Genomic DNA, 22,734 nt, shown 5'->3' with positions numbered 1-22,734 from the left:
AGTTGTTCTACGTCTCAATGGCATTTTAGCGCACGGCTCTCTAAACAGAGCCATTTTCCCTAGGCCGAGTAGAGGAGTGAGCTTGGCCTTTTTTTGTTATGTTTTCCATGAGAATTGAATAATTTCACTCTTTTTTCTCAAGATCATCTCTTTTTCTTAACTTGTATAATCTATTCAATATACCTTATGGATTTCAAGATATAGCGTGGCGGTAAATAAATGCCTAAATAGCAAGTGGCCAATTACTCGTTTTTTAGTGAAGTGTTTGATAATAATATGAGCAGGAGCACGATTTTGGCTGCAAATTAGGTGTTTTTCTAATATAAGCTGTGATAACTAACTGAATTTCATAAGTGAATACTGGTAAAATATTAAAAGAAAATTTTAATTCTGAGATTCAGGCGGTATTCTGGGACAGTGCTATAAGGATAGTTGAAGATTTATCAGAATGGTTTGAAGTCCTTGGGAAACCTATCTTGTTGTTTTATTGTTATTAAATTGTTTCTTGTCTGGCTATTGTATAGGTGTGTATGGACAAACGTGAATTCTATCGGGAACTATCAGATAGCTTGGTAGCTCTATTATCAGGCGAATATAATTTGATCGCATCTCTTGCAAATACAAGTTCATTGTTATATGAACGTTTGGGTGATGTTAATTGGGTTGGCTTTTACTTGGTAGATGGTGATACCCTAGTTTTAGGGCCGTTCCAAGGTAAAATTGCTTGTGTTCGTATTCCTATAGGGAAAGGTGTATGTGGAACCGCTGTAGCAAGGAATTGTATCCAGCGTATTTCCGATGTACATGCTTTTCCCGGTCATATAGCTTGTGATGCTGCCAGTAATGCTGAAATTGTCCTTCCTTTGGAAATTAATGGGCAAGTTATTGGCGTTTTGGATATTGACAGCACGGTTTTTGATCGGTTTGACGAACATGATGAACATGGCTTAAAAGCGCTTGTTAGCAGGCTTTGTGAGCATTTGGGGCAATGTGTTGTGCCAAAATATCTGCAACAGAATGTAACTTAACCTATGTATGACGTGGCATTTATCAGCAACACTATTATAATGTCGCCTGTTCATGCCTGCGCTGGTTGGCAAAACCGTTGTAATCAGGAAATTTCATGGAAAATCAACCTAAGTTGAACAGTAGTAAAGAAATCATTGCTTTTTTGGCTGAACGATTCCCGCTTTGTTTTGCCGCAGAAGGCGAAGCACGTCCTTTAAAAATCGGGATCTTTCAGGATATCGTTGAACGTATTCAGGGCGAAGAGTGTTTAAGTAAAACACAGCTCCGTTCTGCTCTGCGCTTGTATACTTCCAGTTGGCGCTACCTTTATGGAGTTAAAGAAGGTGCTCAGCGTGTTGACCTTGATGGTAATGCGTGTGGCGAATTGGAAGCTGAACATATTGAACATGCGCGTCAGCAATTAGCGGAAGCTAAAGCTCGGGTACAAGCTCAACGAGCTGAACAACGTGCCAAAAAACGTGAAACAGAAAACGTATCTGATAAGAAAAGCGAACGTCCTGTGAATAAAAAGGCAGCGCCTCGTCGTCGCCCGTCAGCAGGTAAAAAAGATGAAAAGCGTCCATCACGTTCGCAGGATCATCTGCAACAATCACGTAAGCCAGCAGATAAAACGACCAAAAAAATTGCACAACCTGAATTAACGTCAGTAACAGATGTTTCCTCTCTGAAAGTCGGTCAGACAATCAAAGTGAATGTAGGAAAAAGCCTCATGGATGCTTCTGTGCTGGAAATTGCAAAAGATGGTGTAAGAGTGCAATTACCTACTGGTTTGGCAATGATTGTACGCGCAGAACACTTAAAGTTCTGATACGGAGGCCAACTTGGGCATGAACAAACTCATTACTTTGGCTTTCGTTTTAGGACTATCATTTTCTGGTATAGGGCACGCAAGCACTGTTAATGACAGTGTAAGCCGTAATAACAATGCCACTAATTCTGATGTAGCTGGTATTGGTACAGCAGGTGGAAATAATCCCCTTGTTGTTACTATCAATCAGTTACCCGATCTAAAGCCAGAGCTACAACATCCGACAGTGAGTAAACGGATCGTTTCCCGTTTTCTCCGTTCTCATTACCGCCATTTTAGTCTGGATGCTGATTTTTCAGGTAAGGTTTTTGATCGTTACCTAAATATGCTGGATTATGGACACAACGTTTTTCTGGCATCAGATATTACACAATTTGCTGCGCAAAAAGGGCTCTTAGGCAAAGAGCTTGAAAATGGTGATCTACATCTTCCATACGCGTTATTTAATTTACAGCAGAAACGCCGTTTTGAACGCTATCAATATGCTCTTTCCCGATTGGAAAAGCCCATCTATTTAGATGGTAACGATACACTTGAAACCGAACGTGATAAAGCACCTTGGTCTAAGAGTGTTGAAGAATTAAATAATCTTTGGGATGCCAAGATTAAATCCGATTGGATAAATCTCAAATTGTCAGATAAAAATGACAAAGAGATCAAAGAAGTACTGACAAAACGTTATCGGACTTTATTGAAACACCTTACTCAGAGTAAAAGTGAAGACGTTTTCCGAACAATTATGATGGCTTTTGCTCGTGAAATAGATCCGCATACTAGTTATCTCTCTCCTCGTGATACAGAACAGTTCAATTCAGAGATGAGCCTTTCTCTTGAAGGCATTGGGGCTGTTTTGCAGTATGATGATGAACATGTATCTGTCCGCTCACTGGTTGCGGGAGGGCCAGCCGCTAAAAGTAATTTACTCAAAGTTGGAGATAAAATTATTGGAGTGGGGCAGGCTGGTAAACCAATTGTAGATATTGTTGGTTGGCGTCTGGAAGATGTTGTTGCTCTAATTAAGGGGCCAAAAGGTAGTAAAGTCCGTCTTGAAGTCATCCCAAGTACAAAAGGCGCTAAAAATCACATTATCACTTTAACGCGTGAAAATATCCGTCTTGAAGATAACGCAGTTAAGATGTCAGTTAAAACTGTTGGTAAAGAGAAGGTTGGGATCCTTGATATACCAAGTTTTTATGTTGGTCTGACAAATGATGTAAAAGTACAGTTGCAAAAATTGGCGAAACAAAATGTTTCTGCAATTGTCATTGACTTACGTGCTAATGGTGGTGGTGCGCTAACAGAAGCTGTCTCACTTTCTGGTTTGTTTATCTCAAAGGGGCCGATTGTGCAGATTAGAGATAATACAGGTCGGATTAAAGAAGATTCGGATACTGATGAGGCAATCTATTATAAAGGGCCTTTGGTTGTTTTAGTGGATAACCGAAGTGCTTCCGCATCTGAAATTTTTGCGGCTGCTATGCAAGATTACGGGCGTGGATTAATTGTTGGTGAGCCTACTTTTGGTAAAGGAACTGTTCAACAATATCGTTCTTTGAATCGCATTTATGATCAGATGCTAAGTCCTGATTGGCCGGAGATTGGCTCGGTACAATATACTATTCAGAAATTTTATCGGGTGAATGGTGGTAGTACTCAACTTAAAGGCGTAACACCTGATATCCTTATGCCAACAGGGAAAGAGCCATCTGACATAAGTGAAAGTCAGGAAGACAATGCCCTGCCGTGGGATAGTATTCAACCGGCAAGTTATACTTCTTCAAAGAAAATTTCAGAGTTAGTACCACTATTGACCAAATTGCATCATCAGCGTATCACTAATGACCCTGAGTTCAAATATATCAATCAGGATATTGCCTATTATAAGGTGCTAAAAGAGCGTCATGGTGTTTATTCATTGAACTATGCAGAGCGAGATAAAGAAAATAAAGAATATGAGTTGATTAAATTAAATCGCATTAATGAGCGTTTTAAACGTGAAGGGAAGAAGTCACTTACATCACTTGATGATTTGCCAAAAGATTATAAAGATCCAGATCCTTATTTAGATGAATCAGTACAGATTGCTTTAGATTTGTCTCATCAGCCTGCTGAAATGACTCAGGCGAAGTGATTTCAAACTTCGTTATGGATAAAAAGCCGGCTTGATAGTCGGCTTTTCTATTACTGGCTGGATCTTATATAATATTGTAAAGTTACGTCGATTCTGTCGCTTAATATCTTAAAAAAATTGAATAATATGGGCTCAGCCCCCATCTTATGATTTACTTTTAGTTGAACTGTTTGATTATTATAGGAAGCCAATTTATATGATGCGAATTGCTTTGTTCCTGCTCACTAACCTGGCTGTTATGATAGTGTTTGGGATAATACTTTCACTCACAGGAGTTCAGCGAAGTAGTGTAGCTGGTCTCATGATAATGGCTGGATTGTTTGGTTTTGGTGGTGCATTTATTTCTTTGTTAATGTCGAAATGGATGGCATTACGTTCTGTTGGTGGTCAGGTTATTGAAAAGCCATCTAACGAAATGGAATTTTGGCTGATGGAAACCGTCCGTCGCCAGTCTAATCAGGTTGGTATTACCATGCCACAGGTTGCCATTTATGATGCACCTGATATTAACGCATTTGCGACAGGAGCTCGTCGTAATGCTTCCTTGGTTGCTGTTAGTACTGGATTACTGAATAACATGAGTCGTGATGAGGCGGAAGCTGTAATTGCTCATGAGATTAGCCACATTGCTAATGGTGACATGGTAACAATGACGTTATTGCAAGGGATTGTAAACACATTCGTTATCTTTATTTCTCGTATCATCGCACAAGCGGCTGCAAGCTTCCTGTCCAGCAGCGATGATGAGAGCGAAAGCAGCAGTAACGGTAATCCTATTGTTTATATGATCCTTTCTATGGTTCTGGAGATTGTATTTGGTATTCTTGCAAGCATTATTACCATGTGGTTCTCCCGTTACCGTGAATTTCACGCAGATGCAGGGTCAGCAAAACTTGTTGGACGTGAAAAAATGATTGCTGCATTACAACGTCTCAAAACCAGTTATGAGCCTCAGGAAGAAGGCAGCATGATGGCGTTTTGTATTAATGGTAAATCTAAAAGTTTTAGCGAGCTATTTTTATCTCACCCTCCATTAGATAAACGCATTGAAGCTCTGCGTAGCGGTGAGTATTTAAAGTAACGTTCTTCTCTGATTTTTAGATGAGAGCTTTAAAAAATTAATTAAAGTAAAAGCCGGCGTTCATCTGAACCCCGGCTTTTTTGATGGTGTTTATCAGAAAAAAATGGAATTGAACTGAGAAAGTTGGGTTGGAGGAAAAAGAAGAGGATAAGATTTTGAACCTCACCTTTGTACTGAAATACAAAGATGAGGGAAGAGAATAATGAATTGATCTTGATTAAGATTGACGCAATATTACTTCATCTTGTTCGAATGTTTTTTTATCAGTCTTACCCATTAATTGGCTGGTAATTGTGCCAGCTGCCATTGCTCCGTTGACGTTTAATGCTGTGCGGCCCATATCAATAAGAGGTTCAACAGAGATCAACAGGGCGACTAAAGTTACAGGTAATCCCATTGCAGGTAGAACAATAAGTGCAGCAAATGTAGCACCACCACCCACACCCGCGACACCAGCAGAGCTGACTGTCACGATACCAATGAGAGTTGCGATCCATAGTGGGTCAAGAGGATCAACTCCAACAGTTGGAGCAACCATTACTGCTAACATAGCAGGATAAATACCGGCACAGCCATTTTGACCGATAGTTGCTCCGAATGAAGCGGAAAAACTGGCTATAGATTCCGGAACACCAAGACGACGGCTTTGTGTCTCAACATTTAACGGAATGCTGGCAGCGCTCGAACGGCTGGTAAAGGCAAATGTCAGTACAGGGCCTGCTTTTTTGAAGAACTTCAGTGGATTAATGCCTGTTAATGCCAGAAGAACGCCGTGTACAACAAACATGAGAGCTAAAGCGACATAGGAAGCAACAACAAAATTACCTAATTGTGCGATATCGTGAATATTGGAGCTGGCAACAACTTTAGTCATTAAAGCCATTACACCATATGGAGTGAGGCGCATAACCAGTCTGACAAGTTTCATTGTCCATGCCTGCATAGTATCGATAGCAATAAGCGCTCGCTCACCACGCTCGCGGTCATCTTTTATCATTTGTAATGCAGCAATTCCCAGGAATGTTGCAAAAATTACTACACTGATAATTGAAGTTGGACTTGCTCCTGTGAGATCTGCAAATGGATTTTTAGGAATAAAAGAGAGGATTAATTGCGGTACACTCAGATCTGATACTCGATTAATATAGTTTGCTTCAATCGCCGACAGACGCGCAGTTTCTTGCGTTCCTTGGATTAATCCAGCAGAGGTCAAGCCAAACATATTGGCGATAACAATAGCAATTAAAGCGGAAATGGCGGTAGTGAGCAGTAGAGTACCGATAGTCAGTAAGCTGATTTTGCCTAAAGAAGACGCCTTATGCAGACGTGCAACTGCACTCAGTATGGAGGCAAAAACCAACGGCATAATGACCATCTGTAACAATTGTACGTAACCATTACCGACAATGTTGAACCATTTAATTGATTCTTTCACAATAGGATTGTGTGCACCATAAATCACATTTAATGCCAATCCGAAAAAAACGCCTACAATCAGGGCCATAAGCACTTTCTTGGATAGGCTCCATTGATCTGAACTCGTTTTAGCTAATACTACGAGCAGTGCTGCGAAAATCAGCACATTAATAATGAGTGGTAAATTCATCCCCAGTCTCCAATATTCTGACTAATATGATTTTTTTGTATGGGATATGCTTACTTCAGGTTATAACAAGAAGTTGCACCATATATTCTATTAACTATGCATGGTATCAATATAAGAATTAGCTTTCTTATAATTAAAAAGAATATAATATAATTGTTTATCACTATCTAGTACAATTAGTTATAAGTTCTTATGTAATCTATTTGTACCTTGTTTAGGTTTCGTAACAATATGCAGGGATTTACGGATGATATATGAGTTTTCTGATGTTATATAATTAATATATTTCAGTCCATTACATCACAATAGGAGTCCATAACTAACAAAATAGCGACACCGAAGATGAAAATGACGAGTAAAAATCAAAAATAAATACTTATGTTTTAAGTTAACCCCATTGAAAATATGGGGTTATGGTTTCATCAAAAATAAACTCAGTTACTTATATAGATTTTGTAATTTATCGATATTTAACTTATCAAGCAGTAGCTTATCGAATGGTAGTTTGTCTAAATAGTGCATAAACGATAAGTCGATGTATTGTGGAATGAAAATAGCAATCACTACAATCAAAACGGCTATAAATCGTTCCACTTTTTTGCGTTCTTTTCCCCTTAATATAGGTATTCGGAAACGCATTTTTAGTGGCCATAAGAGAGGAATGCCTGCTGGCGTAAGCATATCTGCAACTAAATGGCTGATATAGCCTACAATCATGGCATGGAAAAAGTCAGTTGGTATCGGCCAGTTAGCAGGCATTTTGGTCTGAAAGAGAATAATGCCAGCAACGAGTGCCAATAGGCTATGTGTAAATCCACGATGCCCACAAAGTCGTGCAATGGGAATGGAAATAAAACGGAATAACCTGCCTAACGTTGAATGTGGATGATCAATATCAGGTAATAAAGAAGCCAAAAGTACACCAGGAAGCATATGCAACCAATCTCCCTGTGCTATTTCTGGAGTAATTTCTAGCTGATGAGCCAATACAAGGCTGGCAACCGAAAAGAGAAGATGCCCTTCTGCTGTCATAATTATTTATACTAAATTGTTTGTTATATTGATATCTATTGCTGTTTATGTATACAGTGCGCGCTAGTATAGAGGGTTTTGTATAAGTTGAATAGGGGGTAAACAAGAAAAATCTTTTATTTATTAACATATCACACTAATATTTAAATGATTTTTGTCTAGAATAGCTATCTATGCTTCTGGAGATTCGTTCACTGACTGTCGCGTTATGATTTGAAATCTATTGGGTATATGCTCATGAGGAGTATTAATGACGTATCAACAAGCAAGATATGTTGCTATTGCGAAGCGGCTGTTGGGTTGGATTATTTTTGTCCCCGCTTTTTTGTCAACTTTAGTTTCAGTGGTTAACCTGATATGGCAACATGAGGTTAAAGGTGAGGGTATTAATGCAGTATTGAATGATTTTTTGAGAATGATGGCTGAAATGATCAAATTCAATACACCATTTTTGGATTTTTTTTGGAAGCATTCTCCAACTCCAGACTATATGGCGATGATCACAGGGGCAAATGTCAGTTTTTTGATTATCTATTTTCTGATGTTTGTTGGCTTGGCAATGAGTGCATCTGGTTTGAGGATATACCGCCAATTCAAATTCATTAAGGAACAAATTGAAGACCATATGATCTTTGAGAAAGCTAAAGAGAGCGGTGTAACTAAAGAACAGTTGGAATCTAAAATCAAATTTCCACGCCATTCATTATTCAGCCAAATATTCATTCTTTATATATCACCCATTATTATCGGCGCAATCGCCTATTTTTTAACGAAATTATTAGGTTGGTAATATATAAGATAGCTGCGAGAGTAGTTAACTCCGCAGCTTACTGATATATCCAAGAACAGAACGGAGAACTGCTTAAAATAGCACTCTGATATCGGGTAGACATAATACTCGTAAAGTGAGAATAATAAAATTTAACTGATGTGATTAATTTCTATTATTTATTTGATTGCTTTATTTTTATTTGCATTTTTATAAAAATTAAATAATAACTAAATAAAATCTAGTTAATAACTTTAACCATTGGATTAGATTTGAAAAAAGAAATTTTCCTTTATTCTGTAGATAGTCAGAATGATTATTCAGATAATATATTATCGATTATGGTTTGTGCAGCAATAAAATTATCGCCACCAAAAAGGTTACAGCGATTCAGTAAATAATAGAGTTGATAAAGTGGTTGTCGTTCAATAAAGTCTGACGGTAATGGCCAAACACTTTGATAACCGTCAAGAACTTGCAGAGGCAATTCAGGATAAAAAGGGAGCATAGCAAGGTCGCATTCACGATCTCCCCAATAACATGCAGGATCAAATGCTACGGCGCAATTGTTGTTTAATGATGCACAATTTGTTGGCCATAAATCGCCATGTAATAAAGATGGTTCAGGTTGATGAGAATGCAGTTTATCACTGATTTTTTGGACAATAGAATCGATATTCCCGAATACCATTCCCTTGTCTGTTGCGAGTTGCAATTGCCAGCCAATACGCTTTTCTGCGTAAAATTGATTCCAGCGTTTTTGCCACCCATTAGGCTGTATTGTAGTACCAAGCATATTGTCAAAATCAAAACCGAATTTCGGTTGTTCATTCCATTGATGCAGCTTAGCAAGTTGTTGGCCGAAGCAATACGCGTTGTGAGCATCAAATGGTTTTATAGGAAGGTATTCCAGTATAAGAAAACTATGACTACGATCATGCCCAACACCGTAAACTTCAGGTATGCGCGTTGTTTTACTACGAGCTAACAATTCCAACTGTTCTGCCTCTGTTTTAAAAACAGTCAACATTTCTTTTGTGTTAGATTTAACAAAGATATGTTGTTCACCATACTCAATGAACCACGAGCGGTGAATGTCACCTCCTGATAATTCCGTTTGATTGCGGATTTCTGCCTCACCAAAATGTTCACTTAATAGACGGCTAACAGTTTGCCACATGACTCACCTCATTAAGTTGACAATTACTATGCTCATATTACATACAGAACCAACAATTGAACAGATTAAAAAGGAATTTAAATGCAATTGACAGGGCTATATTTAAACCAGATATAGCCCTTTAATTTGATTTTATTGAAGACTCATAATGATGGAGAGAATATGTCTTTGGTCAACTTTCTATGCATTTTCTTTCTAGCTAACTTTATTTGGTCATAAATAACGGCAAATGTGAAGAAAATAGCTTGAATGATAACAATGCATGGTCCTGTTTCACCATCGATATGGAAACTGATTATTGTACCTAAAACACTTGATAAAACAGATGCTATTATGGCAACAATCAACATTCGATCAAAACTCCGGCAGAGAATAAAAGCAATAATGCCGGGGGAAATCAGCATAGCAATGACCAGAATAATACCGACAGCCTGTAATGAAGCGACAATGGTTAGAGCTAAAAGGGACAACAAGCCATAGTGGAGCAGTTTTACTGGCAGGCCAACCACTTTTGCTTGATTGGGGTCGAAGCAATAGAGCATAAAGTCTTTGCGTTTCAGCAGTACAACTGCCAGCGTGAATCCTGCAATGCAGAATGTCTGAATCAATTCACTTTCGGTAATTCCGAGTATACTGCCAAACAGAATATGAGTCAGATGTTGTTCCGTATCTATACGGGTAAAAAGTACTAAACCAAATGCAAACATACCAGAAAATACAACACCCATTACGGTATCTTCTTTGATCCTACTGTGCTCTTTCAGATATCCGGTGGCGAATGCACAGAATATTCCTGACAGGAAAGCACCGATCGCAAGTGGTATACCTGCGACAAATGCCAGAACGATACCCGGCAAAACAGCGTGAGAGATAGCATCTCCCATCAATGACCAGCCTTTTAATACTAAATAACATGATAGTACTGCGCAGACCGTTCCCACAACAATAGCCGCCAAAATAGCGCGTTGCATGAAATCATGCAAAAAGGGTTCCGTGATGAGTTCAATTAGTGTACTCATGGGTGTCCTCCTTGAGTTAATGCTTGAGATTCTTTTCTGGCTCGTCTGCGAGAAGCTAACATGCCATGCTTAGGTGCAAAAAAGAAAGCCAACAAGAAAATCAGAGTTTGTATTGTGACAATCACACCACCGGTTGCACCATTGAGAAAATAGCTTATGTAAGCGCCTACACAACTTGTTAGTGAGCCAATAGCAACCGAAATGATGAGTAGGTGTTTAAAACGATCTGTCAGCAAATAGGCCGTTGCTCCGGGCGTGACTACCATAGCAATAACCAGAATGGCTCCTACTGTTTGTAAGGCAGCAACAGTACAGGCACTTAATAAGGTAAAGAAAATAATTTTCAGGCGTAGTGGTGATAAACCGATAGATCGGGCATGGACTTCATCAAAGAAAACGACCAGCAGATCTTTCCAGAGCAGCATCAGGATCACGAAGGATACAGCAATAATAATTTCTACTTGTAAAACATCTTCATCAGCAATACCCAGAATATTGCCGAGAATAATCGTTTGCACATTGACAGAAGTCGGGTTTAAAGAAACGATTAATAACCCAGCGGCAAAAAAAGTGGAAAAGATAAAACCGATCACTGCATCTTCACGTAATCGTGTGATGTGACGGACCAGTGTCATTGATAATGCAGCAAGCATCCCGGTAAAAAAAGCACCTCCGGCATAAGGTAAACCAAGAGCATATGCACCGGCAACACCGGGTACAACAGAATGGGAGAGAGCATCCCCCATCAACGACCAACCTTTCAACATTAAATAGGCTGATAAAAAAGCACAGACAGCACCGACAATAGCACTTACCCACATGGCTTTAACCATGTAGTTATAATCAAATGGTTGTAACAATAATTCCATCATGGCTGGCTGTCCTTCTGTTTTTGGTTTTGTCGTGGGGGGACATGATGGTTATGACCATAAAATACGGCGGCACGTTCGTCATCGGTAATGACAGTGAGGGAGCGTGGATCATCATCATCATGGAGTTCGGACCCAGAAAGATTGACATGGCGTAAGACACCGTCAAATGTCATTTCCAGATTCTTCTGAGTGAATGTTGTTTCAGTTGGACCGCTGGCCAGAACCGTTCGATTAATCAAAATAACGTGGTCGCAAAATTCGGGAACACTCCCGAGGTTATGTGTTGATACTAAGATTAAGTGTCCTTCATCACGTAAATCACGGAGTAAATCGATAATAGCGTTTTCTGTCTTAACATCTACTCCGGTAAAAGGTTCATCTAGTAGCAGAACCTTTCCTTCCTGAGCTAATGCTCGTGCCAGAAATGCCCGTTTTTTCTGCCCGCCGGAAAGCTCACCAATTTGGCGGTCGCGTAGTTCAATCAGCCCGACACGCTCAAGTGAGTTGTTCACGATTTGATGGTCGATTTTACTGGGTCTGCGTAGGAACCCCATTTTTCCATAGCGTCCCATCATCACAACATCAGAAACTAAAACCGGAAAATTCCAGTCAACATCTTCGGTTTGTGGAACGTATGCGATGATATTTTGTTTTAATGCTGTTTTAATGGATTGGGCATTGAGAGTCACTTTTCCTTGAGAAGGTGTCACTAATCCCATAATGGTTTTAAACAATGTGGATTTTCCACTACCGTTCATACCGACTAAAGCACAAATTGTGCCGCCTTTAATATCAAAACAGGCATCGTAGATTGCAGTGTGCCCATTGTTGTAAGTAACAGTAGCGTTATTAACCAATAAATGTGGATGTTCAAATAGTGACGATGTGTTTCTCATTGATTAAATCCTTTTGCTATGGTGTCTACTGTTGTATTCAGTAGGTCAATATAAGTCGGCACTGGGCCTTTTGATGTAGAAAGAGAGTCAACGTAAAGCACTCCGCCGTAATGAGCACCGGTCTCTTTACTGACTTGTTTTGCTGGCTTATCTGAAACAGTACTTTCACTGAATATAACGGGAATATTATGTTTCATCATAGTATCAATGACACGGCGAACCTGCTGTGGCGTGCCCTGAGCTTCAGCATTAATCGGCCATAAATAGACTTCTTTGAAACCATAATCTTGAGTGAGATAGCTAAAAGCGCCTTCACTGGTTACTAACCAACGCTCATTTTCGGGAATGCGAGAAAGGCGCTTTCTGAGTGGTGCATCCAGTTTGGCTATCTTATCGGCATAGATTTTTGCATTGCGATTGTAAGTATCTGCATTCGCTGGATCATGTTCGACTAAGGCCTTGCGAATATTTTCAATATAAATTAACGCATTATTCGGAGACATCCAGGCATGTGGATTGGGATTTTGATTGTAAGGTCCTTCACGGATTGGAAGCGGTGTAATGCCTTCGGTAATGACGGCAACAGGAATATCCTGCATATTTTCGAAAAAGCGTTCAAACCAACGTTCAAGATTCAGACCATTCCAGAGGATGAGATCTGCCCGCTTTGCTTTGATAATATCTTTTGGGGTGGGTTGATAATCGTGAATTTCTGCTCCGGGTTTTGTGATTGATTCTACAATCGCTGCATCTCCTGCGACATTTTGGGCCATATCTTGGATAATGGTAAATGTAGTAACGACCCTGAATTTTTTATCAGCATGTGCCTGTTGGCTGAATAGAAGGATTGAGAAGAGAGCAACGATTATACTGAGTATTGGGAGTACAGAGAGCGAATGTTTTTTGTTCATTAGTGTAATCCTTATTTTTTATGCCTGTAATTGTTGATAATGATTATCAGTATCATCTTTGTAAAGTCAAGGTGATGCTGCCATATGAATGATAATTTTGCAGACTTTCCTGAATTTTCTTCCTATTTTGGGAATTACTATGCGAACAAAAAAACAGCACATTGTCTAGTGTTTTGAAGTTTATTGAATATAACTACTTCAATTTATTTTGATGAGATAAATAAAAATATTTTTATTTTTTTTATAAAATTATATATGCTTTATGAGGTTAATTTTAGTTCAGGGGAATTTTCGTGAGATTAAATTTCATTCATGTTTATATTTTTCTGGCAATATTGTTAACGGGGTGTGCTAGTCAGGAATCCCATCAAGTAAAGAATCATAGTCCATCGCCTAAAGGAATATTCAGTGGTAATAATGTTGCTTTGGGTTCTGGTAAATTGACAAGTCGAACCAGAACAACGCCATTTGATGAGTTTATTGAGCAAGCCGCAAAGCGGTATGGTGTGGATGAAACTTTGATCAAGGCAATTATCCAGGTGGAATCCGGTTTCCGTCCAGAAGTTATCAGTAGATCTAATGCGGTTGGATTGATGCAGATTAAGGCCTCTACAGCAGGACGGGATGCCTATCGATTGAAAGGAAAATCGGGGCAACCGACGATGCGAGAGTTGAAAGATCCTGAAACTAACATTGATCTTGGCACTGCTTATATCAGTATTTTGAAAAAGCAGCATTTGGAAGGAATTATCCATCCTGAAACTTTATATTATGCGACGATAGTCGCTTATGTTAATGGTGCAGGGGCCTTATTGCGGACTTTTGATTCCAATCGTACTTTGGCGATTAATAAAATTAACCGAATGACGCCGAATGAATTTTATCAATATGTTCAGAACAATCATCCCGCACCGCAAGCACCTCGTTATTTATGGAAAGTGAAGAATGCTTATCGTGCCTTAGAGTAGTGTGATTTTTGGCATGTTTTGAGTATTTATTGTATTGATGAGATTGACAGAAGATTAGATCATTATATGAGGCCATTCATTTCCGAGTGGAGAGTTGAAATAGGAAAAACCATATTACAGTTACCCCTAAGCTATCTGCTATGCAGGTGGTTTTTTACATAGGTATAGCTTCATGTAAGTAGAATGAAGGCTGTCAATAAAAATAACATGAAAGAGGAAAATCTGAATAGTATGTTCATACTATAGTTATCTGATTAAACTATGATGGTGAATGTATGTTTGATGATTTACTTGATTGGTCAATAAGAAACTACTCTGCGATAGCATCAATATTATCTGCTTTGACTGCATTTCTTGGTGGAATTTGGGTAATGCTTAAAAATTTTTATAGCAGTTTAAATTTCTTGAGAAATAGGAGGCTTACAAACAATATTGATTATCTTGAAAAATATGATGAATATCTGAGTCAGGAAGATAAAAAATATATCAAAGACATTATTACTTCTGAGATTATGTTTAAAGTAACCAGGATTAAATCAAAGGAACTCAGACACCTGGTCATAAAGCTCGCTGCTCTCGGTATTGAATCAGGTTATATATTCGATATTAGAAGATTGAAAAGATATGTGATAGTGAATGCAAATATCGCAAAGATAAAAATTGATGCTTCTTATGTGGTCGCTTATTGGGTTGAGAAGTTAATGTCTATTATTATTTTTGCATTAATGGTTTTCATCGTTTTTAAAATCCTATATATCGATAATCAAAATATCTCCAGTTTGGAATTTATAGCGATGATATGCCTCGTTATCATCTTAGAATTGTTAGGCATTTGCTTTTTAACATTGAGCATCTCTCCGAGACGTATAAAAAAAATAAATACGGAATTAGCTAAACATAACTTGGATAATTAATGTTCAAGGTTTGAAATTGAGAAATCATAACGAAATTTGCTGTTTTATTTGGCGAAAAGAATTGTGTTAATAGAATGACAATACTTATGTTGTTCTTTTTATTTGTTGCTAAATGATATGGGTGATAACATCCCCTCCTGAGTTAAGGCGGTGTACATGAGTTGTTTGTAATTTTGTGTACTTAACTATGTACATAACTTGCATGGTGCAGCAAGTGCCTGTAATTAACGTATTGAACTTTAAGGTAAAATATTTCATACAAGTGATCTTTCGTGTGGGTCACCACTGTAGATAAGGATTTTAAATGCCTGTAATTACTCTTCCTGACGGTAGTCAGCGTCAATTTGAGCATGCCGTCTCTGTGATGGATGTTGCTCGCGATATCGGAGCTGGTTTGGCAAAAGCGTGTATTGCTGGTCGTGTTAATGGCGAATTGGTGGATGCATGTGAGTTAATTGAAACTGATTCCACTCTTTCTATCATCACCAGTAAAGATGAAGAAGGTTTGGAAATCATCCGTCATTCATGTGCTCATTTGTTGGGGCATGCAATTAAGCAACTGTGGCCTAATACGAAAATGGCAATTGGCCCTGTGATTGACAACGGTTTCTATTACGATATCGATTTGGATCGCTCTTTAACGCAGGAAGATATTGAGCTGCTTGAAAAACGCATGTTGGAACTTGCCAAGAAAGACTATGATGTTATCAAGAAAAGAGTCACTTGGCAGGAAGCTCGTGATACTTTTGCGGCTCGTAGTGAAGAGTATAAGATCCAGATTTTGGATGAGAACATCAGCCATGATGATCACCCAGGCCTGTATCATCATGAAGAATACGTGGATATGTGCCGCGGCCCTCACGTACCTAACATGCGTTTCTGTCATCATTTCAAATTGCAGAAAGTTGCAGGTGCATATTGGCGCGGCAATAGCGATAACAAAATGTTGCAACGTATTTATGGTACAGCCTGGGCAGATAAAAAACAGCTTAGCGCTTATTTGTTGCGTCTGGAAGAAGCTGCAAAACGTGACCATCGTAAAATTGGTAAGCAGCTTGACTTATACCATATGCAGGAAGAAGCGCCGGGTATGGCATTCTGGCACAATGATGGTTGGACTATTTTCCGTGAGTTGGAAACTTTTGTTCGTGTCAAATTGAAAGAGTACCAATATCAGGAAGTCAAAGGCCCATTTATGATGGACCGCATCCTGTGGGAAAAAACTGGGCATTGGGAAAACTATAAAGAGAACATGTTCACCACATCATCGGAAAACCGTGAATACTGCGTAAAACCGATGAACTGTCCTGGTCACGTCCAGATTTTCAACCAAGGGTTAAAATCCTACCGTGATCTGCCTTTGCGTATGGCTGAGTTCGGTAGTTGCCATCGTAATGAGCCTTCAGGTGCATTACATGGTTTGATGCGTGTTCGTGGGTTTACTCAGGATGATGCCCATATTTTCTGTACTGAAGAGCAGATCCTGCAAGAAGTCAGCAACTGCATCAAAATGATTTATGATGTATACGCTACATTCGGTTTTGAGAAGATTGTTGTTAAGCTATCGACTCGTCCGGAAAAACGCATCGGCACTGAAAAACACTGGGATGAAGCGGAAGCTGATCTCGCAGAAGCACTGAAAATGAATGGTATTGAATTTGAATACCAGCCTGGTGAAGGTGCGTTTTATGGTCCTAAAATCGAATTTACTTTGTATGATTGTTTGGATCGTGCGTGGCAATGTGGTACTGTGCAGCTTGATTTTTCACTGCCAGCGCGTTTGAGCGCGTCATATGTCGGTGAAAATAATGAACGTAAGGTTCCTGTAATGATCCACCGTGCTGTTCTTGGTTCCCTTGAACGGTTCATCGGTATTCTGACAGAAGAATATGCTGGGTTCTTCCCAACTTGGCTGGCGCCTCAACAGGTGGTTGTCATGAATATTACAGACGGTCAGTCAGATTATGTACAGGAATTGGTTAAAAAACTTCAAGATGCAGGCATTCGTGCAAAAGCAGACTTGAGAAACGAGAAGATTGGCTTTAAAATTCGCGAACACACTCTGCGTCGAGTGCCTTATATGCTTGTTTGTGGTGATAAAGAGGTCGAGTCAGGAAAAGTTTCCGTTCGTACCCGCCGAGGCAAGGATTTAGGTAGCATAGATGTCAGTGAGTTTACAGAGAAGCTGCTGGCAGAAATACGCAGTCGTAATCTTCGTCAATTGGAGGAATAAGGTATTAAAGGCGGAAAAAGAATTCAACCGGCGCGCCCAAATCGCATTAATGAAGAGATTCGCGCCTCTGAAGTTCGTTTAACTGGGTTAGATGGCGAACAGATTGGTATTGTCAGTCTGAGAGAAGCTCTTGAAAAAGCTGAGGAAGCTGGTGTTGATTTGGTGGAAATCAGCCCAAATGCCGAACCGCCGGTTTGTCGTATCATGGATTACGGCAAGTTCCTCTATGAGAAGAGTAAATCAATCAAAGAACAGAAAAAGAAACAAAAGGTTATTCAGGTCAAGGAAATTAAATTCCGTCCTGGTACAGATGAAGGCGACTATCAGGTCAAACTACGCAACCTGGTTCGTTTTCTGGAAGATGGCGATAAAGCCAAAATCACTCTGCGTTTCCGTGGACGTGAAATGGCGCATCAGCAGATTGGTATCGAAATGCTTAACCGCATTCGTGATGATCTGAGTGAACTGGCTGTAGTCGAATCCTTCCCATCGAAGATCGAAGGCCGCCAGATGATCATGGTGCTCGCTCCTAAGAAGAAATAGTCAGGCAGACAAGTAATAGGCTCTAACCATTTGGATAGAGTCTGTTCGCCTTACTAGTTCGTTGTAATTAACAATGCGAAGTGGATATTAAAATGCCAAAGATTAAAACAGTACGCGGCGCAGCTAAACGCTTTAAGAAAACTGCAAGCGGCGGTTTCAAGCGTAAGCACGCTAACCTTCGTCACATTCTGACTAAAAAATCAACTAAGCGTAAACGTCATTTACGTCCAAAAGGCATGGTCTCCAAAGGTGATCTGGGCCTGGTTGTTGCTTGTCTGCCATACGCATAAGCAATTTTTTAGATTAGAACTCAGAGACGATAGGAGAAGTATATGGCTCGCGTAAAACGTGGTGTTATTGCCCGTGCACGTCACAAGAAAATTTTGAAACAAGCGAAAGGTTACTACGGTGCTCGTTCGCGCGTTTATCGTGTTGCTTTCCAGGCTGTTATCAAAGCTGGTCAGTATGCTTACCGTGACCGCCGTCAGCGTAAACGTCAATTCCGTCAACTGTGGATTGCTCGTATCAACGCTGCTGCACGTCAGAACGGCATGTCTTACAGCCGTTTCATCAACGGCCTGAAAAAGGCTTCGATTGAAATTGACCGTAAGATTCTGGCTGATATCGCTGTATTCGACAAAGTAGCATTTGCTGCTTTGGTTGAAAAAGCGAAGGGCGCTCTGGCATAAGTCAGGTTAAAAGAGGGAGCAACGCTCCCTCTTTTACTTTTTCAAAAATATGCTTACTATGAGTCAAGTTTGCTAGTCAGGCGAAAATGGTCAGCTTAAAAAGGATATAGGAGAGAGAATAAAAATGATGAAATTAGCCTTTTTTCGTTTCTTTTTTTACTTTACTACCTGAAATCAGGGGCTTTGCGCGTAAGAAAAGAGACGAAAAACAGCGCTTGAGCCTCCAGTGTGGAGGCTTTTTTATTTCTATGACCTCATTAAGAGATATACAAATATTGATGAGGGCATAGTCGATAACAACTAAAAGGCCATCTGGCCGAAGGAAGAGGAAAACGATGTCACATCTTACTGAGCTGGTTGCAAAAGCAAAAGCAGCCGTAGAAGAAGCCCAGGATGTTGCCGCGTTGGATTTGGTGCGAGTTGAATACCTGGGAAAAAAAGGCCATTTAACTCTCCAGATGTCATCGCTGCGTGACTTGCCTGCCGAGGAACGTCCAGCAGCAGGGGCTGTTATTAATCAGGCAAAGCAAGAAGTCCAGGAAGCTTTGAATGCACGTAAGGCCAAATTAGAAGCGGATGTTTTGAATGCCCGTTTGGCAGCAGAGAAAATCGATGTTTCATTGCCTGGCCGTCGTATGGAAAATGGCGGATTACATCCTGTTACTCGCACGATTGAACGAATCGAAACTTTCTTTGGTGAGTTGGGCTTTTCTGTTGAATCAGGCCCGGAAATTGAAGATAGCTATTATAACTTTGATGCTCTGAATATTCCTTCGCATCATCCGGCTCGTGCTGATCATGATACTTTCTGGTTTGATGCAACGCGTTTGCTGCGCACACAAACCTCAGGGGTACAGATTCGTACAATGAAAGATCGTCAGCCGCCGATCCGCATTATTGCCCCTGGCCGTGTATACCGAAATGATTATGATCAGACACACTCGCCAATGTTTCATCAGATAGAAGGGTTGATTGTTGATAAAAATATCAGCTTCACCAATCTGAAAGGTACGCTACATGATTTTTTGAACAATTTCTTTGAAGAAAATATGCAAGTTCGTTTCCGTCCGTCTTATTTTCCATTTACTGAGCCATCCGCAGAAGTTGATGTGATGGGGAAAAACGGCAAGTGGTTGGAAGTATTAGGCTGTGGCATGGTACATCCGAACGTATTACGTAATGTAGGTATTGATCCTGAAGTTTATTCTGGATTTGCCTTTGGTATGGGAATGGAACGCTTGACTATGTTGCGTTACGGCGTTACCGATCTGCGTGCTTTCTTCGAAAATGATTTGCGCTTCCTTAAACAGTTTAAATAAGGCGGGAATATCTCATGAAATTCAGTGAACTCTGGTTACGCGAGTGGGCGAACCCTGCCATCAGCAGTGAAGAATTATCTGATCAGATCACCATGGCAGGCTTGGAAGTTGATGGTGTTGAAAAAATAGCAGGTCAATTCCACGGTGTTTTTGTTGGTGAAGTTGTTGAGTGTGCCCAGCATCCAAATGCGGATAAATTGCGCGTTACAAAAATCAATGTAGGTGACGATCGCTTGTTGAATATTGTCTGTGGTGCGCCGAATTGTCGTCAGGGGCTTCGTGTGGCTGTTGCTACTGTTGGTGCTGTACTACCGGGTGATTTCAGAATAAAAGCTGCCAAATTACGTGGTGAGCCATCGGAAGGTATGCTTTGTTCGTTTTCTGAACTGGGAATTGCCAGTGATCAGGACGGCATCATCGAACTGCCTGCGGATGCGCCAATTGGTACTGACTTACGTGATTACATGAAACTGGATGATAATGCGATTGAAATCAGCATTACACCTAATCGTGCTGATTGCTTGAGTATTCAGGGGGTTGCACGTGATGTTGCGGTTATCAATAAACTGTCAATGACTCAGCCAGAGCTCGAATCTGTTAAACCATCTACAGATGCAACATTCCCTATTCGTGTTGATGCACCAGAAGCTTGCCCACGTTATCTGGGACGAGTTATCAAGAACGTTAATGTTAAAGCAGTGACACCGTTATGGATGCGTGAAAAGCTGCGTCGTGGTGGCATTCGTTCTATTGATCCTGCTGTTGATGTGACTAATTATGTATTACTTGAATTGGGTCAACCATTGCACGCATTCGATTTAGAACGTCTAAGCGGTTCAATTGTCGTGCGTATGGCAGAGCAAGGTGAAAAATTAACTCTGCTAGATGGTAATCAAGCGGAACTTTCTGCTGATACTCTCGTCATTGCTGATGAAAAGCAGGCACTTGCAATCGCAGGAATTTTTGGCGGCGAATATTCTGGAGTTAATGCTGAAACCCAGAATATTCTGCTGGAATGTGCATTCTTTGCACCATTAGCAATTACAGGTCGTGCCCGTCGTTATGGTCTGCATACAGATGCTTCTCATCGTTTTGAACGCGGTGTTGATCCACAGCTTCAATACAAAGCGATGGAATATGCGACTCAGTTATTGATTACTATTTGTGGGGGAGAAGCTGGCGAAATCATTGATGTTACCAGTGAGTCTCATCTACCGAAACCAGCAACCATCACTCTGACTCGCGGCAAATTGAATCGTTTGGTTGGCCATCATATTGCTGATGAACAAGTCACAGATATTCTGACACGTTTAGGTTGTCAGGTAACAGAGCATAATGATAGTTGGGAAACTGTTGCACCAAGCTGGCGTTTCGATATGCAGATTGAAGAAGATCTGATTGAAGAAGTTGCTCGTATTTATGGTTATAACAATATCCCTGATGTACCTGTACGTGCTGATTTGGTAATGATTTCACATCGTGAAGCGGACTTATCCCTGAAACGTGTAAAGACCATGCTGGTGGACAAAGGTTATCAGGAAGCTATTACCTATAGTTTTGTTGATCCTAAGATCCAGCAATATTTGCATCCACAGCAAGAAGCATTAATCCTGCCAAATCCAATTTCGGCTGATATGTCTGCAATGCGTCTGTCTTTGTTGACAGGATTATTGACTACTGTTGCGTATAATCAGAACCGTCAACAGAATAGAGTTCGATTATTTGAAACAGGTCTACGTTTTGTGCCTGATGAAAGCGCAGAATATGGAATCCGGCAGGAATTGATGCTTGGCGGTGTAATCACCGGAAATCGTTTCGATGAACACTGGTCGATTGAAAAACAAGCAGTTGACTTCTTTGATCTGAAAGGTGATTTAGAATCCGTTTTAGAATTGACGGGTAAACTATCCGAGATTTCCTTTAAAGCAGAAGAACATCCTGCTTTGCATCCTGGACAAAGTGCCGGGATTTATCTGGGAAATAATTACATTGGTTATATTGGGGTTGTTCATCCAGAGCTGGAACGTAAACTTGACTTAAATGGCCGCACCGTGGTATTCGAATTGTTGTGGGCCAATCTTGCGGACCGCATAATTCCTGAAATGAAGGAAGTTTCTCGCTTCCCATCCAATCGCCGTGATATCGCGATAGTTGTGCCTGAAAATGTAGCCGCAGAAGATATTCTGGCTGAATGTAAGAAAGTTGGCATAAATCATATAGTTGGCATAAACTTATTTGACGTGTATTGTGGTAAAGGTGTTGCGGAAGGCTGTAAAAGCCTTGCTATTAGCTTAATCTTGCAGGATACCTCGCGTACACTGGAAGAAGAAGAGATTGCTGCGACCGTTAACAAATGCGTTGCTGCATTAGAACAGCGATTCCAAGCATCCTTGAGGGACTGAACTTATGGCGCTTACTAAAGCTGAAATGTCAGAAAATCTGTTTGAAAAACTGGGTATTAGCAAACGTGACGCTAAAGATCTAGTGGAAATGTTCTTTGAAGAAGTGCGTCGTTCTTTGGAGAATGGGGAGCAGGTTAAGTTATCTGGATTTGGCAACTTTGATTTGAGAGATAAAAATCAACGTCCAGGTCGTAACCCGAAGACTGGCGAGGATATTCCAATTACTGCTCGCCGAGTCGTCACTTTTCGCCCAGGACAGAAGTTGAAAAGTCGGGTAGAAAAAGCCTTACCAAAAGAATAATGCATAAAAAGACCGCCTTTAAGCGGTCTTT

Annotated in this window: 22 protein-coding genes and 1 other annotated feature; of the genes, 15 read left to right on the top strand and 7 right to left on the bottom strand. The window is 40.2% G+C overall.

All coding sequences use genetic code 11. The annotated features are described in order from the left end of the window. Positions 1-530 precede the first annotated feature (530 nt). The 4 genes from AAC852_RS06620 (at position 531) to htpX (ending at position 5,049) form a co-directional block, all read left to right on the top strand. Positions 531-1,028, top strand: a complete 498-nt coding sequence (locus AAC852_RS06620; RefSeq protein ID WP_340620341.1) for a GAF domain-containing protein — start codon at positions 531-533, stop codon at positions 1,026-1,028. Positions 1,029-1,123: 95 nt separating this feature from the next. Next, positions 1,124-1,837, top strand: coding sequence for an RNA chaperone ProQ (gene proQ, locus AAC852_RS06615; RefSeq protein WP_340620340.1), 714 nt, complete (start codon positions 1,124-1,126; stop codon positions 1,835-1,837). 19 nt (positions 1,838-1,856) lie between these two features. Continuing rightward, the gene (prc, locus tag AAC852_RS06610) at positions 1,857-3,968 is read left to right on the top strand and encodes a carboxy terminal-processing peptidase (protein ID WP_340620339.1); all 2,112 of its coding nucleotides are present in this window, start codon (positions 1,857-1,859) and stop codon (positions 3,966-3,968) included. Positions 3,969-4,164: 196 nt separating this feature from the next. Further along, positions 4,165-5,049, top strand: a complete 885-nt coding sequence (gene htpX, locus AAC852_RS06605) for a protease HtpX (protein ID WP_340620338.1) — start codon at positions 4,165-4,167, stop codon at positions 5,047-5,049. A 217-nt stretch (positions 5,050-5,266) separates the two neighbouring features. On the opposite strand, the gene AAC852_RS06600 is transcribed toward htpX, so the two are convergent. Together AAC852_RS06600 and AAC852_RS06595 are read right to left on the bottom strand one after the other, a co-directional pair. Then, positions 5,267-6,655: an L-cystine transporter gene (locus AAC852_RS06600; protein WP_340620337.1), complete on the bottom strand. Its 1,389-nt coding sequence runs from the start codon at positions 6,653-6,655 to the stop codon at positions 5,267-5,269. A 438-nt stretch (positions 6,656-7,093) separates the two neighbouring features. After that, positions 7,094-7,687 (bottom strand): metal-dependent hydrolase, encoded by a 594-nt coding sequence (locus tag AAC852_RS06595; RefSeq protein ID WP_340620336.1) that lies wholly within the window; start codon positions 7,685-7,687, stop codon positions 7,094-7,096. 250 nt (positions 7,688-7,937) lie between these two features. Between AAC852_RS06595 and AAC852_RS06590 the strand changes: the two genes are divergently transcribed. Continuing rightward, positions 7,938-8,477 carry a YniB family protein gene (locus tag AAC852_RS06590; RefSeq protein ID WP_340620335.1) on the top strand — a complete coding sequence of 180 codons (540 nt, stop codon included), beginning with the start codon at positions 7,938-7,940 and terminating at the stop codon, positions 8,475-8,477. 295 nt (positions 8,478-8,772) lie between these two features. Here AAC852_RS06590 and AAC852_RS06585 read toward each other — a convergent pair whose 3' ends face one another. The 5 genes from AAC852_RS06585 to AAC852_RS06565 form a co-directional block, all read right to left on the bottom strand. Continuing rightward, positions 8,773-9,636, bottom strand: a complete 864-nt coding sequence (locus AAC852_RS06585; RefSeq protein ID WP_340620334.1) for a fructosamine kinase family protein — start codon at positions 9,634-9,636, stop codon at positions 8,773-8,775. A 143-nt stretch (positions 9,637-9,779) separates the two neighbouring features. After that, a complete protein-coding gene (locus AAC852_RS06580; protein ID WP_340620333.1) occupies positions 9,780-10,655 on the bottom strand; it encodes a metal ABC transporter permease in 876 nt (291 codons plus the stop codon). Beyond that, positions 10,652-11,527 carry a metal ABC transporter permease gene (locus tag AAC852_RS06575; RefSeq protein ID WP_340620332.1) on the bottom strand — a complete coding sequence of 292 codons (876 nt, stop codon included), beginning with the start codon at positions 11,525-11,527 and terminating at the stop codon, positions 10,652-10,654. Before AAC852_RS06575 ends, AAC852_RS06580 begins: the two co-directional genes overlap by 4 nt. After that, a complete protein-coding gene (locus tag AAC852_RS06570; protein WP_340620331.1) occupies positions 11,524-12,423 on the bottom strand; it encodes a manganese/iron ABC transporter ATP-binding protein in 900 nt (299 codons plus the stop codon). Before AAC852_RS06570 ends, AAC852_RS06575 begins: the two co-directional genes overlap by 4 nt. Next, positions 12,420-13,334: a metal ABC transporter substrate-binding protein gene (locus tag AAC852_RS06565; RefSeq protein ID WP_340620330.1), complete on the bottom strand. Its 915-nt coding sequence runs from the start codon at positions 13,332-13,334 to the stop codon at positions 12,420-12,422. The genes AAC852_RS06570 and AAC852_RS06565 overlap by 4 nt, the downstream gene beginning before the upstream one ends. Before the next feature lie 293 nt (positions 13,335-13,627). Between AAC852_RS06565 and AAC852_RS06560 the strand changes: the two genes are divergently transcribed. The 10 genes from AAC852_RS06560 to ihfA all read left to right on the top strand — a co-directional run bounded on the left by AAC852_RS06560 (position 13,628) and on the right by ihfA (position 22,703). Next, positions 13,628-14,302, top strand: a complete 675-nt coding sequence (locus tag AAC852_RS06560) for a transglycosylase SLT domain-containing protein (protein WP_422824260.1) — start codon at positions 13,628-13,630, stop codon at positions 14,300-14,302. A 275-nt stretch (positions 14,303-14,577) separates the two neighbouring features. Next, positions 14,578-15,216 carry a hypothetical protein gene (locus tag AAC852_RS06555; protein ID WP_340620329.1) on the top strand — a complete coding sequence of 213 codons (639 nt, stop codon included), beginning with the start codon at positions 14,578-14,580 and terminating at the stop codon, positions 15,214-15,216. A gap of 304 nt (positions 15,217-15,520) precedes the next feature. Next, the gene (gene thrS, locus AAC852_RS06550) at positions 15,521-17,449 is read left to right on the top strand and encodes a threonine--tRNA ligase (protein ID WP_340620328.1); all 1,929 of its coding nucleotides are present in this window, start codon (positions 15,521-15,523) and stop codon (positions 17,447-17,449) included. 3 nt (positions 17,450-17,452) lie between these two features. Continuing rightward, on the top strand, positions 17,453-17,992 hold the full coding sequence (gene infC, locus AAC852_RS06545; RefSeq protein ID WP_072021977.1) for a translation initiation factor IF-3: 540 nt from the start codon (positions 17,453-17,455) through the stop codon (positions 17,990-17,992). A 92-nt stretch (positions 17,993-18,084) separates the two neighbouring features. Then, positions 18,085-18,282 carry a 50S ribosomal protein L35 gene (gene rpmI / locus AAC852_RS06540; RefSeq protein ID WP_006118955.1) on the top strand — a complete coding sequence of 66 codons (198 nt, stop codon included), beginning with the start codon at positions 18,085-18,087 and terminating at the stop codon, positions 18,280-18,282. Positions 18,283-18,324: 42 nt separating this feature from the next. Beyond that, positions 18,325-18,681, top strand: coding sequence for a 50S ribosomal protein L20 (gene rplT, locus AAC852_RS06535; RefSeq protein ID WP_010847342.1), 357 nt, complete (start codon positions 18,325-18,327; stop codon positions 18,679-18,681). Positions 18,682-18,802: 121 nt separating this feature from the next. Next, positions 18,803-18,926 (top strand) — a sequence feature (Phe leader region). Next, entirely contained in the window at positions 18,806-18,853 is a 48-nt protein-coding gene (gene pheM / locus AAC852_RS19930; RefSeq protein ID WP_422824265.1) for a pheST operon leader peptide PheM, read from the top strand. (Overlaps the previous feature by 48 nt.) Before the next feature lie 90 nt (positions 18,927-19,016). After that, the gene (gene pheS, locus AAC852_RS06530; RefSeq protein ID WP_340620327.1) at positions 19,017-20,000 is read left to right on the top strand and encodes a phenylalanine--tRNA ligase subunit alpha; all 984 of its coding nucleotides are present in this window, start codon (positions 19,017-19,019) and stop codon (positions 19,998-20,000) included. A 14-nt stretch (positions 20,001-20,014) separates the two neighbouring features. Beyond that, positions 20,015-22,402 carry a phenylalanine--tRNA ligase subunit beta gene (gene pheT / locus AAC852_RS06525; RefSeq protein WP_340620326.1) on the top strand — a complete coding sequence of 796 codons (2,388 nt, stop codon included), beginning with the start codon at positions 20,015-20,017 and terminating at the stop codon, positions 22,400-22,402. 4 nt (positions 22,403-22,406) lie between these two features. Further along, the gene (gene ihfA, locus AAC852_RS06520) at positions 22,407-22,703 is read left to right on the top strand and encodes an integration host factor subunit alpha (RefSeq protein ID WP_086953402.1); all 297 of its coding nucleotides are present in this window, start codon (positions 22,407-22,409) and stop codon (positions 22,701-22,703) included. Positions 22,704-22,734: the final 31 nt, after the last annotated feature.

The organism is Xenorhabdus siamensis (genome assembly GCF_037996745.1).
In the GTDB taxonomy this organism is placed as follows: domain Bacteria; phylum Pseudomonadota; class Gammaproteobacteria; order Enterobacterales; family Enterobacteriaceae; genus Xenorhabdus; species Xenorhabdus indica.
Note: the sequence above shows the minus strand (reverse complement) of the source record. Positions and strands in the feature narration are given on the sequence as shown.

Excerpts from the sequence above, each read along its gene's own strand:
- AAC852_RS06620 (WP_340620341.1), top strand. The coding sequence starts at position 531 with ATGGACAAACGTGAATTCTATCGGGAACTATCAGATAGCTTGGTAGCT.
- proQ (WP_340620340.1), top strand. The coding sequence starts at position 1,124 with ATGGAAAATCAACCTAAGTTGAACAGTAGTAAAGAAATCATTGCTTTT.
- prc (WP_340620339.1), top strand. The coding sequence starts at position 1,857 with ATGAACAAACTCATTACTTTGGCTTTCGTTTTAGGACTATCATTTTCT.
- htpX (WP_340620338.1), top strand. The coding sequence starts at position 4,165 with ATGATGCGAATTGCTTTGTTCCTGCTCACTAACCTGGCTGTTATGATA.
- AAC852_RS06600 (WP_340620337.1), bottom strand. The coding sequence starts at position 6,655 with ATGAATTTACCACTCATTATTAATGTGCTGATTTTCGCAGCACTGCTC.
- AAC852_RS06595 (WP_340620336.1), bottom strand. The coding sequence starts at position 7,687 with ATGACAGCAGAAGGGCATCTTCTCTTTTCGGTTGCCAGCCTTGTATTG.
- AAC852_RS06590 (WP_340620335.1), top strand. The coding sequence starts at position 7,938 with ATGACGTATCAACAAGCAAGATATGTTGCTATTGCGAAGCGGCTGTTG.
- AAC852_RS06585 (WP_340620334.1), bottom strand. The coding sequence starts at position 9,636 with ATGTGGCAAACTGTTAGCCGTCTATTAAGTGAACATTTTGGTGAGGCA.
- AAC852_RS06580 (WP_340620333.1), bottom strand. The coding sequence starts at position 10,655 with ATGAGTACACTAATTGAACTCATCACGGAACCCTTTTTGCATGATTTC.
- AAC852_RS06575 (WP_340620332.1), bottom strand. The coding sequence starts at position 11,527 with ATGATGGAATTATTGTTACAACCATTTGATTATAACTACATGGTTAAA.
- AAC852_RS06570 (WP_340620331.1), bottom strand. The coding sequence starts at position 12,423 with ATGAGAAACACATCGTCACTATTTGAACATCCACATTTATTGGTTAAT.
- AAC852_RS06565 (WP_340620330.1), bottom strand. The coding sequence starts at position 13,334 with ATGAACAAAAAACATTCGCTCTCTGTACTCCCAATACTCAGTATAATC.
- AAC852_RS06555 (WP_340620329.1), top strand. The coding sequence starts at position 14,578 with ATGTTTGATGATTTACTTGATTGGTCAATAAGAAACTACTCTGCGATA.
- thrS (WP_340620328.1), top strand. The coding sequence starts at position 15,521 with ATGCCTGTAATTACTCTTCCTGACGGTAGTCAGCGTCAATTTGAGCAT.
- rpmI (WP_006118955.1), top strand. The coding sequence starts at position 18,085 with ATGCCAAAGATTAAAACAGTACGCGGCGCAGCTAAACGCTTTAAGAAA.
- rplT (WP_010847342.1), top strand. The coding sequence starts at position 18,325 with ATGGCTCGCGTAAAACGTGGTGTTATTGCCCGTGCACGTCACAAGAAA.
- pheS (WP_340620327.1), top strand. The coding sequence starts at position 19,017 with ATGTCACATCTTACTGAGCTGGTTGCAAAAGCAAAAGCAGCCGTAGAA.
- pheT (WP_340620326.1), top strand. The coding sequence starts at position 20,015 with ATGAAATTCAGTGAACTCTGGTTACGCGAGTGGGCGAACCCTGCCATC.
- ihfA (WP_086953402.1), top strand. The coding sequence starts at position 22,407 with ATGGCGCTTACTAAAGCTGAAATGTCAGAAAATCTGTTTGAAAAACTG.